Source organism: Pontibacter ummariensis, assembly GCF_900188175.1.
GTDB lineage: Bacteria > Bacteroidota > Bacteroidia > Cytophagales > Hymenobacteraceae > Pontibacter > Pontibacter ummariensis.
The window spans coordinates 1-14,177 of the sequence record NZ_FZOQ01000049.1; the positions used below are offsets into that span (position 1 = coordinate 1).

At 52.6% G+C, this 14,177-nt stretch carries 11 protein-coding genes; 10 read left to right on the forward strand and 1 reads right to left on the reverse strand.

Going from position 1 to position 14,177, the window contains the following annotated elements; all coding sequences use genetic code 11:
- Window positions 1–222: 222 nt before the first annotated feature.
- From CHB92_RS24850 to cysI, 4 genes are all read left to right on the forward strand, one after another.
- Window positions 223–1,116 (forward strand): LysR family transcriptional regulator, encoded by an 894-nt coding sequence (locus CHB92_RS24850; RefSeq protein ID WP_089321945.1) that lies wholly within the window; start codon window positions 223–225, stop codon window positions 1,114–1,116.
- Window positions 1,117–1,455: 339 nt separating this feature from the next.
- Window positions 1,456–2,091 (forward strand): peroxiredoxin, encoded by a 636-nt coding sequence (locus CHB92_RS24855; RefSeq protein ID WP_089321946.1) that lies wholly within the window; start codon window positions 1,456–1,458, stop codon window positions 2,089–2,091.
- 6 nt (window positions 2,092–2,097) lie between these two features.
- Entirely contained in the window at window positions 2,098–3,903 is a 1,806-nt protein-coding gene (locus CHB92_RS24860; RefSeq protein WP_089321947.1) for an assimilatory sulfite reductase (NADPH) flavoprotein subunit, read from the forward strand.
- A gap of 296 nt (window positions 3,904–4,199) precedes the next feature.
- Window positions 4,200–5,912: an assimilatory sulfite reductase (NADPH) hemoprotein subunit gene (gene cysI / locus CHB92_RS24865; RefSeq protein ID WP_218824310.1), complete on the forward strand. Its 1,713-nt coding sequence runs from the start codon at window positions 4,200–4,202 to the stop codon at window positions 5,910–5,912.
- Window positions 5,913–6,037: 125 nt separating this feature from the next.
- Here cysI and CHB92_RS24870 read toward each other — a convergent pair whose 3' ends face one another.
- On the reverse strand, window positions 6,038–9,322 hold the full coding sequence (locus tag CHB92_RS24870) for a vitamin B12-dependent ribonucleotide reductase (RefSeq protein ID WP_089321949.1): 3,285 nt from the start codon (window positions 9,320–9,322) through the stop codon (window positions 6,038–6,040).
- A 187-nt stretch (window positions 9,323–9,509) separates the two neighbouring features.
- Here CHB92_RS24870 and ric point away from each other — a divergent pair, with 187 nt between their 5' ends.
- The 6 genes from ric to CHB92_RS24900 all read left to right on the forward strand — a co-directional run bounded on the left by ric (window position 9,510) and on the right by CHB92_RS24900 (window position 13,961).
- Window positions 9,510–10,469, forward strand: coding sequence for an iron-sulfur cluster repair di-iron protein (ric, locus tag CHB92_RS24875; protein ID WP_089321950.1), 960 nt, complete (start codon window positions 9,510–9,512; stop codon window positions 10,467–10,469).
- Between the two features lie 64 nt (window positions 10,470–10,533).
- Complete coding sequence (locus CHB92_RS24880; protein ID WP_089321951.1) at window positions 10,534–11,034, forward strand: hemerythrin domain-containing protein; 501 nt, start codon at window positions 10,534–10,536, stop codon at window positions 11,032–11,034.
- A gap of 5 nt (window positions 11,035–11,039) precedes the next feature.
- Window positions 11,040–11,867: a DUF2249 domain-containing protein gene (locus CHB92_RS24885; protein ID WP_089321952.1), complete on the forward strand. Its 828-nt coding sequence runs from the start codon at window positions 11,040–11,042 to the stop codon at window positions 11,865–11,867.
- Entirely contained in the window at window positions 11,864–13,171 is a 1,308-nt protein-coding gene (locus tag CHB92_RS24890; RefSeq protein WP_089321953.1) for a hypothetical protein, read from the forward strand. The genes CHB92_RS24885 and CHB92_RS24890 overlap by 4 nt, the downstream gene beginning before the upstream one ends.
- Window positions 13,152–13,466: a metal-sulfur cluster assembly factor gene (locus CHB92_RS24895; protein ID WP_089321954.1), complete on the forward strand. Its 315-nt coding sequence runs from the start codon at window positions 13,152–13,154 to the stop codon at window positions 13,464–13,466. The genes CHB92_RS24890 and CHB92_RS24895 overlap by 20 nt, the downstream gene beginning before the upstream one ends.
- 48 nt (window positions 13,467–13,514) lie before the next feature.
- A complete protein-coding gene (locus CHB92_RS24900; protein WP_089321955.1) occupies window positions 13,515–13,961 on the forward strand; it encodes an RrF2 family transcriptional regulator in 447 nt (148 codons plus the stop codon).
- The last annotated feature ends 216 nt before the right edge of the window (window positions 13,962–14,177 follow it).

Consider the following 14,177-nt stretch of genomic DNA (forward strand, 5'->3'; position numbering starts at 1 on the left):
CGCAGCACTAAATCAGCCGAGACCATGATTCAGATTACCATGATACATATCATGCTTAAGAAATTAGATAAATGAAATCAAAACAGCCTCTAAGACAAACAAAAAATTTTTCAGGCCATAAAAACCCTTTTCCTAAACGACCCTATAAACACCGTATCAACCAACCAAGGCAAGAGGGCCAGGACTATACACTATATTCTAAAAATATAGGTATAATTGTGCATGTTCGATTTCCGCTTGAAAGTCTTTTACACAGTAGCCAGGAGGCTCAACTTTACGAAAGCCGCCGAAGAGTTACTAATATCCCAACCTGCCGTCACCAAGCATATCAAAGAACTGGAGAGCCAGTTTAACCTGGCACTGTTTGACCGAAGAGGCAACAAAGTACTGCTTTCACCTGCCGGGGAAATATTGCTGAAACATACAGAGGCCATACAGGACATTTACCGGCAAATGGAATTTGACCTGAACCAGCTGAACCAGGCCTATAAGGGCGTGCTGCACGTGGGCTCCAGTACTTCTATCACGCAATACGTCCTGCCCCCTTTACTGGCCCGCTTTCACAGCATCCACCAGGAGGTAAAAGTAGAACTGGTGAACGGAAACACCGAACAGATTGAGCAGGCGCTCCTGGATAAAAAGATAGAAGTAGGGGTGATCGAGGGAAAATCCAAGCGCAGGGAAATTCACTATACGCCTTTCCTGAAAGATGAAATTGTGCTGGTGTGCAGTAGTAAGAGCCCTTTGGCCAAAAAGGAAGAGATCAGGCCGGAAGAACTCAAAAGAATCCCTTTGTTGCTCCGGGAGCCGGGTTCCGGCACACTGGAAGTAATGGCCGATGCCCTGAAGCAAAAAGGAATTCGCCTGTCGGACCTGAACGTGGAAATGCAGTTAGGCAGCACCGAAGCCATCAAATCTTACCTGCAGCATTCTGACTGCGTGGCATTCCTCTCTATCCACGCCATTCTGAAAGAGTTGGGAAGTGGAACACTCAAAGTAATCGAGATCAAAAAGCTGCCGATTCATCGTCATTTTTACTTTATCACCCCGCAAGGCCCGGAAGGCGGGCTGTCTGCGCTCTTAGTCCGTTTCCTCATACAAAGCCATAAGGTTTAGTTATGCTGACAGCTACTTCTTGTAATCAGGCTTTCGTCCGGTAGTTATCCAAATAAGGGATAGTTATGCTTCTGTGGTTACAGGCAGCATGCTCTGGTATGGCTATACCCTTGCCTTTTGCCTATAAGATATGTCTTACCCGCTCCTGCCGCTCTGTTCTAAGTAATAGCTATAACTATAGGTTATCCTGAATCAATTTATACAATTGGCCCCGGCTGTTCTTCTCTCGTACTTTTGTGCATGTTACTCTGGCTCCTGTACAGGTTTAAGCAAAGTCCTGTTAAAGTTGGAGCGGGCAGGGAGGAAATAAATAAACATACAACCTATAAAGAAATAACTATGAGCTTAAGAATCGGAGATGACGCACCAAACTTTACAGCGCAAAGCACAGAAGGCGAAATTAACTTTCATGAGTGGCTGGGCGATAGCTGGGGAATTATTTATTCGCACCCTGCGGACTTTACCCCGGTTTGTACAACAGAACTAGGCCGTACTGCCCAATTGAAAGATGAGTTCGCCAGGAGAGACACCAAGGTGATCGCGGTAAGCGTGGACGAGTTAAAGTCGCATCACGACTGGGTAAAGGATATCAACGAAACGCAAAACTGTGATGTTGATTTTCCGATCATTGCCGACACCGATAGGAATGTAGCCGAGCTCTATAACATGATCCACCCGAATGCCTCTACCAGCGTGACGGTAAGATCAGTGTACTTCATCGGACCAGATAAAAAGATCAAAGCCATTATCACCTATCCGGCTTCTACAGGAAGAAATTTTACGGAAATACTGCGGGTGGTGGACTCGCTCCAACTGACAGCTAATTACAGCGTGGCCACACCAGTGGATTGGGAACAAGGGCAGGACGTGATCATTTCACCAGCCGTGAAACAGGAAGATGTAGAGGGTAAATTCCCAAAAGGCCACAGAGTGATAAAACCATACCTGCGTTATACCCCGCAACCAAACAAGTAAGCTTAAATGGATTTTAAGAAGGGACTGGAAAGAGGGCCGTTTTCTGATAAGCAAGCCGCACAATTACACGAAGCACTGTCCGGATTAGATTCCGGACAGCTGCAGTGGTTGTGCGGCTATATTACCGGGGTATCTCAGTTAGCCCCTGCTGCGGCAGTTGGTAACGGAACGCCGGAGCCGGTGGTGGCGGCAGAGCCACAGAAACTAACCGTTTTATACGGCAGCCACACTGGCAACAGCGAAGGCCTGGCGAATAACCTAGCTGCCCTCGCGAAGGCGCAGGGGGTAGAGGTGGAAGTCTCGGACATGGCTTCCTTTAAGACCAGGGACCTGAAAAAAGTAACAAACCTGGCCGTATTGGTCAGCACTCACGGCATCGGGGAGCCTCCGGTGCAGGCCGAGGAGTTGTACAATTTCCTGCACAGCAAAAAGGCACCGGACCTTTCACACGTTAAGTTTTCAGTGCTTGCCCTGGGCGACAGCAGCTACGTGGACTTCTGCCAGACAGGGAAGGCCTTTGATGCTGTACTTGAAAAGCTGGGTGCCCAGCGCATCAGTCCCCGGGTAGACTGTGACGTGGATTACGAAGATCAGGCGGAAGCGTGGCAGCAGTCTTTCCTTCAGTTGATTTCCCAATCCTCTGGGGCAACACCTACAGCGGATGCGAAGAGCAACACCACAGCTACTGCGGGTAAACCGAAGTATACCAGGAAGAATCCTTTCGAAGCGACGGTACTGGAAAAGATCAACCTGAACGGGAGAGGCTCTTCCAAGGAAACGATACACCTGGAGCTGAGCCTGGAAGGATCGGGACTGCAGTACGAGCCAGGGGATGCCCTGGGGGTGTACGGCACTAACTCTCCGTCCCTCATAGAAGGCGTGCTGCAGGAGACGAAGCTTTCTGCGGAAGAACTGGTGCAGGGACATAATGGCGAAAAACCGCTGCTGGAGGCATTGACTTATGACTATGAGCTAAGCCCGCTCTCCAGTGTTACCTTAACCAAGTATGCTGAGCTTACCGGAAGCACCCGCTTACAAAGTATATTGGCAGACAACGAAAAGGTGCTGGAGTACCTCCATGGACGCGATGTGCTGGACCTGTTAAAGGAGGTGCCTTATACGCTGAGCGCAAACGACCTGGTATCGGTGCTGCGGAAGAACATGCCGCGGATGTATTCCATTGCCTCGGCGCAAACTGCCGTGGAAGATGAGGTACACCTGCTCGTGTCGGTGGTGCGCTACCAGGCCTATGGCCGCCATAAAGAGGGGCTTTGCTCTGCGACCCTGGCCGATCGTTTCCAGGTGGATGATAAAGTGAAAGTGTTCGTAGACAAGAACACGCGCTTTAAGCTACCTGCCAATCCGGAAACCCCTGTGATCATGGTAGGACCGGGTACCGGCGTTGCCCCGTTCCGGGCCTTTCTGCAGCACCGCGAAGTGGAGGAGCATACAGGCAAGTCCTGGCTTTTCTTCGGCGACCGTAACTTCACAACAGACTTCCTTTACCAGACTGAGTGGCAGCAATACCTGAAAGAAGGGGTATTGGCTAAGGTAGATGTGGCCTTTTCCCGGGACCAGGAGCAAAAGCACTATGTGCAGCACCGAATGCTGGAGAACGGCAAAGAGCTGTACGACTGGTTGGAGAGTGGAGCACATTTTTACGTGTGCGGGGAGGCCAAGCGGATGGCGAAAGATGTGCACAACACCTTAAAAGAAATTATACAGCTGCACGGTGGCGTTACCGCAGAAAAAGCAGACGAGTACATCAAGCACCTCCAGGTCGCCAACCGCTACCAGACCGATATCTATTAAAACAAGCTTTTCGGTCAGGTGATGTGATCAAGTCCCTTTTGATGTAGGGCCGTTTCATTCTTTATGATTGTCATCCTGTAAAGGATCTTGTAAATAAGGGGTCCCTTTCCCCGCCTTAGTGAAGGCTTAACCAGCCGGGGGAAGAGGGGCTACTTCTACCAGTTTCTTAACAGAGTGACAGTGACTATAAACCCATATGCTTAGAATGAAACGGCCCTGCCCACTGAAAGGGGACAAAAAGAGCACCTGAGAAATTAGCGATTCGATAGCATTGGTTGCAGGATTGCTTCAAAAATATGAGTACAATGGAAGAGGTATTGGACAAGCAGAAGTTATCTGCTGATGAGTATATAAAAGAGAAAAGTGATTACCTGCGGGGCACGATCAAAGAGAGCTTACAGGATCCACTGACGGGAGCCTTGCATCCGGATGATGTGAAGCTGATCAAGTACCACGGATCCTACCAGCAGTACGACCGGGACCTGGAAAGCGAGCGGAAGCGGCAGAAGCTGGAGCCCTTGTTTCAGTTTATGGTCAGAGTGCGGGTGCCGGGAGGTATCACCACGCCAGCGCAATGGCTGGCGCTGGACGAGCTTTCCGACCTTTACGGCAATGGCACGATGAAGCTGACGACGAGGCAATCCTTTCAGTTTCATGGTATCCTGAAGCCTAGCCTGAAACCTACAATCAAGGCGATAAACGATACCTTGCTGAGCACGATCGCTACCTGTGGGGACGTGAACCGCAATGTGATGTGCAACCCCAACCCTTACCAGTCATCGATACACGAAGAAGTGTATGCGGTGGCGGCACAGTTAAGCGAGTACTTTCAGCCCAAAACCACTGCTTACCACGAGATCTGGCTGGACCAGGAAAAGGTAAGCGGCACGCCGGACAGAGAGCCTTTGTACCACGAGACGTATCTGCCACGCAAGTTCAAGATCGCGATCGCGATACCGCCACGAAATGACATCGATGTTTTTGCCAATGACTTGGGCTTAATTGCGATCGAAGAAAACGGTGTACTACTTGGCTTTAACGTCTGTGTGGGTGGAGGCTTGGGCAGTACCTTTGGCGACCAGACCACCTATGCACGGCTGGCCGATGTCATTGGATTTGTGCCCAAAGACAAAGTCGTGGAGGTATCGGAAACCGTTATCGCGATACAGCGTGACTACGGAAACCGTGCAAACAGAAAGAACGCCAGGCTGAAGTACACCATCGACAAAAGAGGACTGGAGTGGTTTGTAGACGAGCTGAATGCCCGCCTGGGCTATACCATCGAAAGCCCGCGTGCCTATCAGTTCGACACGAATGGAGACCAGTACGGCTGGTTAAAGGGGACGAATGGCAAATGGTTCTATACTTTGTTTGTTGAAAACGGAAGGGTGAAGGATGAAAAAGGCTTCGAACTGAAAAAAGCCTTAAGAGAAGTAGCCAGGATCCTGAAAGAAGGAGACATGCGCCTGACGGGTAACCAGAACCTGATCATCGGCAATGTAGCCGAAGAGGACAAGGACGCAATCGAGGTTGTCCTAGCGCAGCATGGTGTGCTGAATAATCCGAAACTAACCGGGCTCCGGTTAAGCTCTATGGCCTGCGTGGCCCTGAACACCTGCAGCCTTGCTTTTGCAGAGGCAGAACGCTACCTCCCCTCCCTGATCGACAAACTGGATGTCTTGCTCTTGCAAAATGGCCTCGAAACCGATGCGATCAATATCCGGATGACGGGCTGCCCGAATGGCTGCGGCCGGTCGCCACTCGGGGAAATCGGGTTGGTAGGCCGTGCCGTGGGGCGCTATAACCTGTACCTGGGGGCCAGCCATAACGGTGACAGGCTAAATATGCTCTACAAAGAAATGCTTTCCGAAGAGGCTATTCTGGAAGCGCTGGCACCGCTCTTTGCGGCTTATGCGCAGGAAAGAGAAGAGCGGGAGCACTTCGGCGATTTTGTGGTCAGAAAAGGAATAGTGGAAGCGACTGATCGTCCGGTGCGGGTGATGCCTTAAACTAAACCAGGGCAAGTAGCATCGCTCCTGTCGCTAAGCAAAAGCCTGAACCAGAGAACATGTCTTTATATAACAGAAAGGGCAGCCTGACGATCAGGCTGCCCTTTCTGTTGTTAATGTAAGGCTTAACTACATCCCAGGCTGTTTCCGCAGTTCAGGCACTTATAGCAGGTGCCGGAGCGGATGGTGATGTGGCCACAGACGTTGCAGATAGGGGCATCGCCCATCATGTTAGCCAACACCTGTTGCGTCTGTTCCATCAGCAAGGTACGGCTTTGGGTGACTACCTTGTACTCTTTCGGGTTATTGGCCGGAGTATCGCTGCTTGTTTGTAGCGGAGCAGTTGCAGGGACTAAGTCCTGCTGTACCTCTTTCTCTTCTTCCTGCACGTGTACCAGATCTTGCCGGTTCAGGTATTCGTAACCTAGCAGTCGGAAAAGGTAATCGAACACCGACGTCGCTGATTTAATGTTCGGGTGTTCGACGCGACCGGCCGGTTCGAAACGGGTAAAGGTGAAACGGTTCACAAATTCTTCCAGCGGTACGCCATACTGCAGCCCCAGCGATACGGAAATGGCAAAGCAGTTGAGGATAGACCGGAAGGAAGCGCCCTCTTTGTACATGTCGATGAAGATCTCGCCCAAAGAGCCGTCGGCATACTCACCGGTTCGGATGTAGACCGTGTGGCCGTCTATCTTGGCTTTCTGCGTAAAGCCGCCGCGTCTGTCCGGCAGCTTGCGGCGCTCTACCATATCGGTCAGTTGCTGGCGAAAGGCTTTGTTAGAGGCGTCGGAGAGGATAGCCCGGGCCGCCTGTAGCACCTGGTCGGCGCTGTAGCTTGTTTCTGCCGGTGTCTCTTCTTTTGCCGGTTCTTCTTCACTGGCCGCACTGCTGCTTTTAGAGGAGAGAGGCTGTGATAGTTTACTGCCATCGCGGTACAGGGAACAGGCCTTGAGGCCAAGCGCCCAGGACAGTTCATAGCAGCGGGCTACTTCCTCCACAGTGGTTTCGTGCGGCAGGTTGATGGTTTTGGAGATGGCCCCGGAAATAAAGGGCTGTACCGCTACCATCATCTGTATGTGTCCTTCAGCTTGGATAAAGCGGGTGCCTTTGTCCCCACAGCGATTGGCACAGTCAAAAACAGGGTAGTGCTCTTCCTTTAAATAAGGCGCTCCCTCTATCGTCATGGTGCCGCAGATGTAGTCTTTGGCCTCTTCCAGTTGCTTCGGTGTATAGCCCAGGGCGCAGAGCAGGTTAAAGTCCGGTCGGCTGTATTGGGCGGGGGTAAAGCCGAGGCGCTGCAGGCAGGGACCTCCCAGCGTGTAGGTGCTGAAGAGTGACACCAGGTCATAGGCAGTAGGCAGCGCGGCTTCCAGTACGGCGAGTTCCTGGGCAGTAAAGCCCAGCGCGAGCAGGGATTCTTCGTTTACGTGCGGAGCCCCTTTAAACGTCGCGTGCCCTTTCGCATAGTTTACGATAGCTTCTATCGCAGCAGCGGTATAACCCAGCTTTTGTAAAGCCCTCGGAATAGACTGGTTGATGATTTTAAAATAACCGCCTCCTGCCAGCTTTTTATACTTGACCAGCGCAAAGTCCGGCTCCACGCCGGTGGTATCACAGTCCATCAGCAAACCAATGGTACCGGTTGGGGCAATCACTGTAGCCTGGGCGTTGCGGTAGCCGTGTTTTTCGCCCAGCTTCAATGCCTCATCCCAGGCCTGGCAGGCAGCGGAGAGGAGATAGTCCGGACATGACCCGGGATTTAAAGGAACGGGAGGGATAGCCAGACCTTCGTAGAGATCAGGCGTGTTATGGGCAGCGAAGCGGTGGTTCCGGATCACGCGAAGCATGGCTTCCCGGTTGAGCGCATACTTAGGGAAGGCACCAAGCTTTTGAGCCAGCTCAGCCGAGGTTCTGTACACCACGCCCGTCATAAGCGAGGTAATACCGGCGGCAATGGAGCGGGCCTTATCGCTGTCATAAGGCAGGCCCTGCACCATCAGCAGCGCGCCTAAGTTGGCATAGCCTAAACCGATCGTGCGGTAGTCGTAGGAGTTCCGGGCCACTGCCTCGGAAGGAAACTGCGCCATCAGCACGGAGATCTCCAGTACGATGGTCCAGAGGCGGGAGGCGTGCTCGAAGGCGGCTACGTCAAATTCCTGTGTCGCTTCATCGTAAAACTTGAGCAGGTTCAGGGAAGCGAGGTTGCAGGCGGTATTGTCCAGGAACATGTATTCGGAGCAGGGGTTGGATGCCCGGATGGGTCCCTCGGCAGGGCAGGTGTGCCACTCGTTAATAGTGGTGTCGAACTGTATGCCCGGGTCAGCACAGGCCCAGGCGGCGTCTGCTATCTGCTGCCACAGCTCCCTGGCCGGGATGCTTTTGGTTACGCTTCCGTCTGTCCGGGCCTTCAGTTCCCAGTCCTCGTTTTGTTGCAGGGCATCCATGAACGCGTTTGGCACCCGCACAGAGTTGTTGGAGTTCTGCCCCGATACGGTTTGGTAGGCCTCTCCATCATAGTCGGAGCTGTAGCCTCCGGCGATTAGGGCCGCTACCTTTTTCTCTTCCTCCCGCTTCCAGTTGATGAACTCCACAATTTCTGGGTGGTCCAGGTCGAGGCACACCATCTTGGCTGCCCGGCGGGTGGTACCTCCGGATTTGATGGCACCGGCCGCGCGGTCCCCAATGCGCAGGAAAGACATCAGGCCGGAAGAGCTGCCGCCACCGCCCAGCTTCTCGTCTTTGCCGCGGATGTTAGAGAAGTTGCTGCCTACACCCGAGCCATACTTAAAGATGCGCGCCTCCTGCACCCAGAGGTCCATGATGCCGCCTTTGTTTACCAGGTCGTCCTGCACGCCTAATATAAAGCAGGCATGGGGTTGCGGCCGTTCGTAGGCCGATTCCGATTGCTTTAGTGTGCCGGTGTCCGGGTCCAGATAAAAGTGGCCCTGTGCCTTGCCCTTCAGCCCATAAGAAGTATACAGGCCCGTGTTAAACCACTGCGGGGAGTTAGGCGCGGCATACTGGCCCAGCAACATGTACACCAGTTCGTCATAAAAAGCCTGCGCATCCGCTTCCGACTTAAAATAGCCATAGTCTATGCCCCAGTCGGTCCAGCAATTGGCCATGCGGTGCACGACCTGCTTCACTGAGGTCTCGGCTCCTGTGCTGCCGTCTGCTTGCGGAACGCCAGCCTTGCGCAGGTACTTCTGGGCCAGGATATCTGTGGCGATCTGCGACCAGGCGGCCGGCACTTCTACGTCTTTTAATTCGGCCACTACATCGCCCGAAGGGTTACGGATGGTGGAGGAGCGGCGCTCATACGGGAACATGTCGTAAGGGCTGACCTCTGGTTGGGTAAACAGGCGGGAGATGGGCAGTCCTTTGGGTTGGGGGTTATCTTTTGCCATAAGGATATGGGGGTGAATAGGTTATAGAAATGATTGAAAGAGAAGTAGAGGGACCAAATTCAGGGCAATTGCCAGCATAAAAAATGACGAAGATCATTTTAATAAAAGACTTTTGACTCTTTTATTGCCAACCCGCTCTCATACCTTTACAGCAGTGATAGTTTAAACACAAAGGATTTTTAGCGATATGGAAAACACAGCAACAACCGACTTTTTAGATGTGACCATCCTGGAACCGCGCCTGAAGCACCCCACTATTTTTGAGTGGTTCGACAGGCTGCAGGGCGGGGAGGGTTTTACCATCCACAACGACCATGACCCTAAGCCCCTGTACTACCAACTGCTGGCTGAGCGCGGGAATATCTTTAAGTGGGAGTACCTGGAGCAGGGACCCGAAGTATGGGAGGTGCGGATCACCAAGACCACGCCTGCTGAAGGTGAGACAGTGGGAGAACTGGTGGCCAAGGACTTCCGGAAGGCGCAGGTTTTTAAAAAGTACGGCATAGATTTCTGCTGCGGCGGCAAGAGGTCCTTAGCCCAGGTATGCGAGCAGAAAGGGATAGACAAAGCTGCCCTGGAGCAGGAGCTGAATGCCTTACCTGATACGAAAGCGGGCAATGAAACGGATTACGCCAGCTGGGAACCGTCCTTCCTGGCCGATTACATCGTGAACGTGCACCACAAGTATGTGCGCGAGTCCATTCCGGCGCTTTATGAGTTTACCTCTAAAATAGCCCGGGTGCACGGCAAGCGACACCCCGAACTGCTGGAGATTGCGAAGCATTTCGTGAATGTGGCAAACGAGCTGGAGGCGCACATGCCGAAGGAGGAACGGGTGCTCTTCCCTTATATCAAGCAGCTGGATGAGGCCAAGAAGAAAGGGGAGAAGGTAAGCCCGCCACCTTTTGGCTCTATTCAGAACCCGATCAACATGATGGAGATGGAGCACGAGGCGGCAGGCAGCGAGTTGGAGGCCATTAAGGAGCTGACCAGCAACTATACCATTCCGGCTGATGCTTGTGCCACCTACACGGTAGCCTTTAAAAAGCTGCAGGAGTTCGAGGAGGACCTGCACCGCCATATTCACCTGGAGAACAACATCCTGTTCCCGAAAGCACTGGACTTGGAGAAGACTGTTTTGAAGTAGTAAGAGAAGGGCAGGCCTGTGCAGGGCCTGCCCCATTTCCTAAAGGGCTATCCCCACAAAAGCCATGAAAAATGCAAGGACACCCCAAAAGAGAGACAAGAGTTTGATTCCGCTTTCGCGGGAGCACCACTTCGGCCTGCTGTTTTGCTGGAAGCTGCGGCAAGGGCTGAAGAATGGTACCGAGCTACAGGTAATGCGCGACTATGTGCGCTATTTCTGGGACACGATCCTGAAAGAGCACTGTGAGGAAGAGGAATGGGTATTGCACCGGCTACTGCCGCAGGACAATACCGCCCGGATACAGATAGAGGAGGAGCACAGGCTGGTGCACGAGATCGTGGACCAGATCTGTAAGGGCAAACGCCTGAGCAAAGAGCTGTTTCAGGTGCTGGAGCAGGACCTGCTGGAGCACATCCGCTGGGAAGAGCGGGAGTTGTTTCCTTACCTGCAAGCTACAGTACACTCCGACCAGCTGGCGCTGACAGGGGAATTACTGGCCCATAAGCACCCGGTACGGATAGATAACTTTACCCCTGAATTCTGGACCCAGACCGCTAAAAAGTAAACACCATGCACATTGCCGCTAACACCAAAATAGCAACTATCCTAAAAGAAAAGCCCGAGGCCATCGAGGCGATTGCCGCTATCAACAAGCACTTTGAGAAGCTGCGCAACCCGCTGCTGCGCAAAATACTGGCCTCGCGGGTAACGATAGCAGATGCTGCCAAAATCGGGGGCTGCCGCATAGAGGACTTCTATGAGCGGCTGGCACCACTGGGCTTTGAGCAAAGCGCGGAGCCGGTAGCGGTGGCAGTGAAGACGGAGGCCGCAGAAAACCCGGAGCGGCCCCCCTTTCTGGTGGCTTTGCCCGAAAGCCGGATCATTAGCCTGGATGTGAGCGAGGACATTGCCACCGGTAACGACCCTTTCCTGAAGATAATGGATGCCGTGGAGCAGCTGGACGAGCAGAAGGCCCTGCGGCTACTGAATACCTTTGAGCCTACTCCCCTGATCGCCATTCTCCAGAATAAGGGCTATGCCTCCTATACCGAAACAAAGGGGCCGGAACTGGTACACACCTATTTCTGGCTGGGAGCGGCGCGATCGGAAGAACCCGCTGCGGAAAGCCCAAAGCAGGAGACTTCTTTTGAGGAGCTGCTGGATGCCTTTAAAGGTATAACGAGGCGGGTAGACGTGCGGGAAATGGAGATGCCGCAGCCCATGGTGACGATCCTGCACGAAATGGAGCAGTTGCCGCAGGAGCAGGCACTGTACGTGATTCACCGGCGTGTGCCGCAGTTTTTGCTGCCACGGCTTGCGGAGCGTGGGTATAAACTAGCCCTCAAAGAGGCTGGTCCTGACGAAGTTTATTTACTCATTTATAAAGAATTGCCATGAGCACTGCCACCTTATCGAACTCGCCGGGCAAATGGGTAGTACTGCCGCATTATGCTTTTGCCGCTTTGGCCTTTGTGGCCTTAAGCATGCTCCTGCTTTTTTCAACCGATGCCTTCGGGGGGCACTATTTCCATCCGAAGCTGCTGACGCTAACGCATGTGGCCGTGTTGGGCTGGGGCACGATGGTCATCTTTGGGGCGCTGTATCAGTTGCTGCCTGTGGTGCTGGAGGGGCGCCTGTACAGCGAGCGCCTGGCCCTGCTCACCTTTGGCCTGCTAGGGGCTGGTACCATTCTGTTGGCTTTTTCTTTCTGGTATTTCCAGGTAGGGGGGCTAATGCACGCGGCGGCGTGCCTGTTGTTCACATCTTTCCTGTTATTCAATGTGAACGTGATCCAAACAGCCAGAAAAGCGCCGAAGTGGACGATAGAAGCTGACTTTATCGTTTCTTCCGCTATCTGGCTTTTGGTGACAGGACTGGTGGGCCTGCTGATGGCCCTGAACTTCACCATTCCTTTTCTGCCCGAGGAGCATGTGCACTATCTCCAGCTTCATGCACACGTCGGAATGGTCGGTTGGTTTCTGTTACTGATCATAGGGGTGGGGGCCAAACTGATTCCCATGTTTCTGCTGGCGCACCCCAAGGAAAGCAGGAAGCTGCACTGGGCTTATAACCTGATCAACGGAGGGCTGGTGCTCTTCATTTTTGACCACCTCTTTTTCAACTCAGGGCTTTTGCTCCTGTACGTTAGTTTAATAGGAGGTGGCACAGCACTCTTTCTGCTGTACCTGGATGATGCCCGAAGTGCCCGGCAACGGCAGAGCACCGACCTGGGCATGAAGCAAACCTTTGTGGCCCTGGGCCTGCTGGCACTGCCCCTGGCGCTCCTGTTTCTCATCACATCCCGATTGGAGTTGCCACAGGCCTTGCTGTCTTCTGTGTATCTGGTATATGGCGTTTCTGTTTTCCTGGGCTTTATCTCAGCCCTGATCCTGGGACAGACCTTTAAAACACTGCCTTTTATCGTTTGGATGCACGCCTATGAAAACCACGTGGGCCGCTTTAAAACCCCGCTGCCGAAGGATCTGTACAGCGAGCAGTTGCTCCGTTGGCAGAATGTTTTTTACCTCCTTGGCCTGGCGCTGTTGCTGACCGGTGTGCTGTTAAAGGCACAGGTGCTGATTTTGTCCGGGGCTATTGGCTTTACCCTTGCGTCGCTGCTCTACACCGCCAATGTGTTTCAACTGTTACTGCATAAAGCCCAGAACCTTCAACCTTTTACATATGGAAACGCAAACGCCTGACATAGGAAGAGAAGTCTTCGCGACGCTGAAATACATCATAGACCCTGAAATTGGTGTTAACATTGTAGACCTCGGCCTTGTTTATAAGGTAAGCCTGGAAGGGGACCAGCTTAACGTCGAGCTAACCCTGACCACCCCCGGTTGCCCCATGAGCAACACGATCATAATGGCATCAGAGCAAATCCTGCACAAGCGCTTTCCTTCTTTGGATGTGAAAGTAGAGCTGGTATGGTCGCCGGTATGGACACCGGACATGATAAGCGAGGAGGGCTTGCGGCAGCTGGAAAAGAACTGATATATTAGCAGCTGCTAATAAACGATCGGATTAGCACAACAAGCGAAGATGTTATCTAAAACAACAGAATATGCCCTCAGGGCCATTGTGTACATTGCCATAAACAGCGTAGATGGGCACAAGGTGGGTATCAAGGAAATTGCCCAGGAGTTAGAACTACCTGCCCATTTCTTGGGCAAGATCCTGCAGGACCTGGTGCGCAAAGGCGTCATTTCCTCCATCAAGGGGCCCCACGGTGGGTTTTTCCTTCACCGGCCTGCCAGCAAGATCAATATCCTGGAAGTAGTACGTATCATTGATGGCCTGGAGGCTTTCAAGAAGTGCGGCATGGGCATGAAAGAGTGCTCGGATAAGCACCCCTGCCCCCTCCACAACGATATCAAGACCTACCGCGACCACTTGTTGAAAGTGTTCAGCACCAAAACCATACAGGACCTGGTGGACGGCATCCGGACAGGAAAGTACTTCATCACGAACGTGCCGGAAGAAGCATAGAGGGTTTGCGGAGCAGTTAGTTTCATTGGTGGACTATATAGTTAGGTAAAGCATCTCCTGCTCCTAAGCAGGTGCCTCGGGAGGAATTCGTTCTGGCTTGTCGTATCTTTGTCGGATGGATTTTAAAAGAAGAAGGCTAGCCGTTACCCTCCGGAACCAGTTAAACTACCCCTTACAGTTTAATCCTTTTGTCTTTAGCAGGATCTTTCTGCTGTG

Excerpts from the sequence above, each read along its gene's own strand:
- CHB92_RS24850 (WP_089321945.1), top strand. The coding sequence starts at position 223 with ATGTTCGATTTCCGCTTGAAAGTCTTTTACACAGTAGCCAGGAGGCTC.
- CHB92_RS24855 (WP_089321946.1), top strand. The coding sequence starts at position 1,456 with ATGAGCTTAAGAATCGGAGATGACGCACCAAACTTTACAGCGCAAAGC.
- CHB92_RS24860 (WP_089321947.1), top strand. The coding sequence starts at position 2,098 with ATGGATTTTAAGAAGGGACTGGAAAGAGGGCCGTTTTCTGATAAGCAA.
- cysI (WP_218824310.1), top strand. The coding sequence starts at position 4,200 with ATGAGTACAATGGAAGAGGTATTGGACAAGCAGAAGTTATCTGCTGAT.
- CHB92_RS24870 (WP_089321949.1), bottom strand. The coding sequence starts at position 9,322 with ATGGCAAAAGATAACCCCCAACCCAAAGGACTGCCCATCTCCCGCCTG.
- ric (WP_089321950.1), top strand. The coding sequence starts at position 9,510 with ATGGAAAACACAGCAACAACCGACTTTTTAGATGTGACCATCCTGGAA.
- CHB92_RS24880 (WP_089321951.1), top strand. The coding sequence starts at position 10,534 with ATGAAAAATGCAAGGACACCCCAAAAGAGAGACAAGAGTTTGATTCCG.
- CHB92_RS24885 (WP_089321952.1), top strand. The coding sequence starts at position 11,040 with ATGCACATTGCCGCTAACACCAAAATAGCAACTATCCTAAAAGAAAAG.
- CHB92_RS24890 (WP_089321953.1), top strand. The coding sequence starts at position 11,864 with ATGAGCACTGCCACCTTATCGAACTCGCCGGGCAAATGGGTAGTACTG.
- CHB92_RS24895 (WP_089321954.1), top strand. The coding sequence starts at position 13,152 with ATGGAAACGCAAACGCCTGACATAGGAAGAGAAGTCTTCGCGACGCTG.
- CHB92_RS24900 (WP_089321955.1), top strand. The coding sequence starts at position 13,515 with ATGTTATCTAAAACAACAGAATATGCCCTCAGGGCCATTGTGTACATT.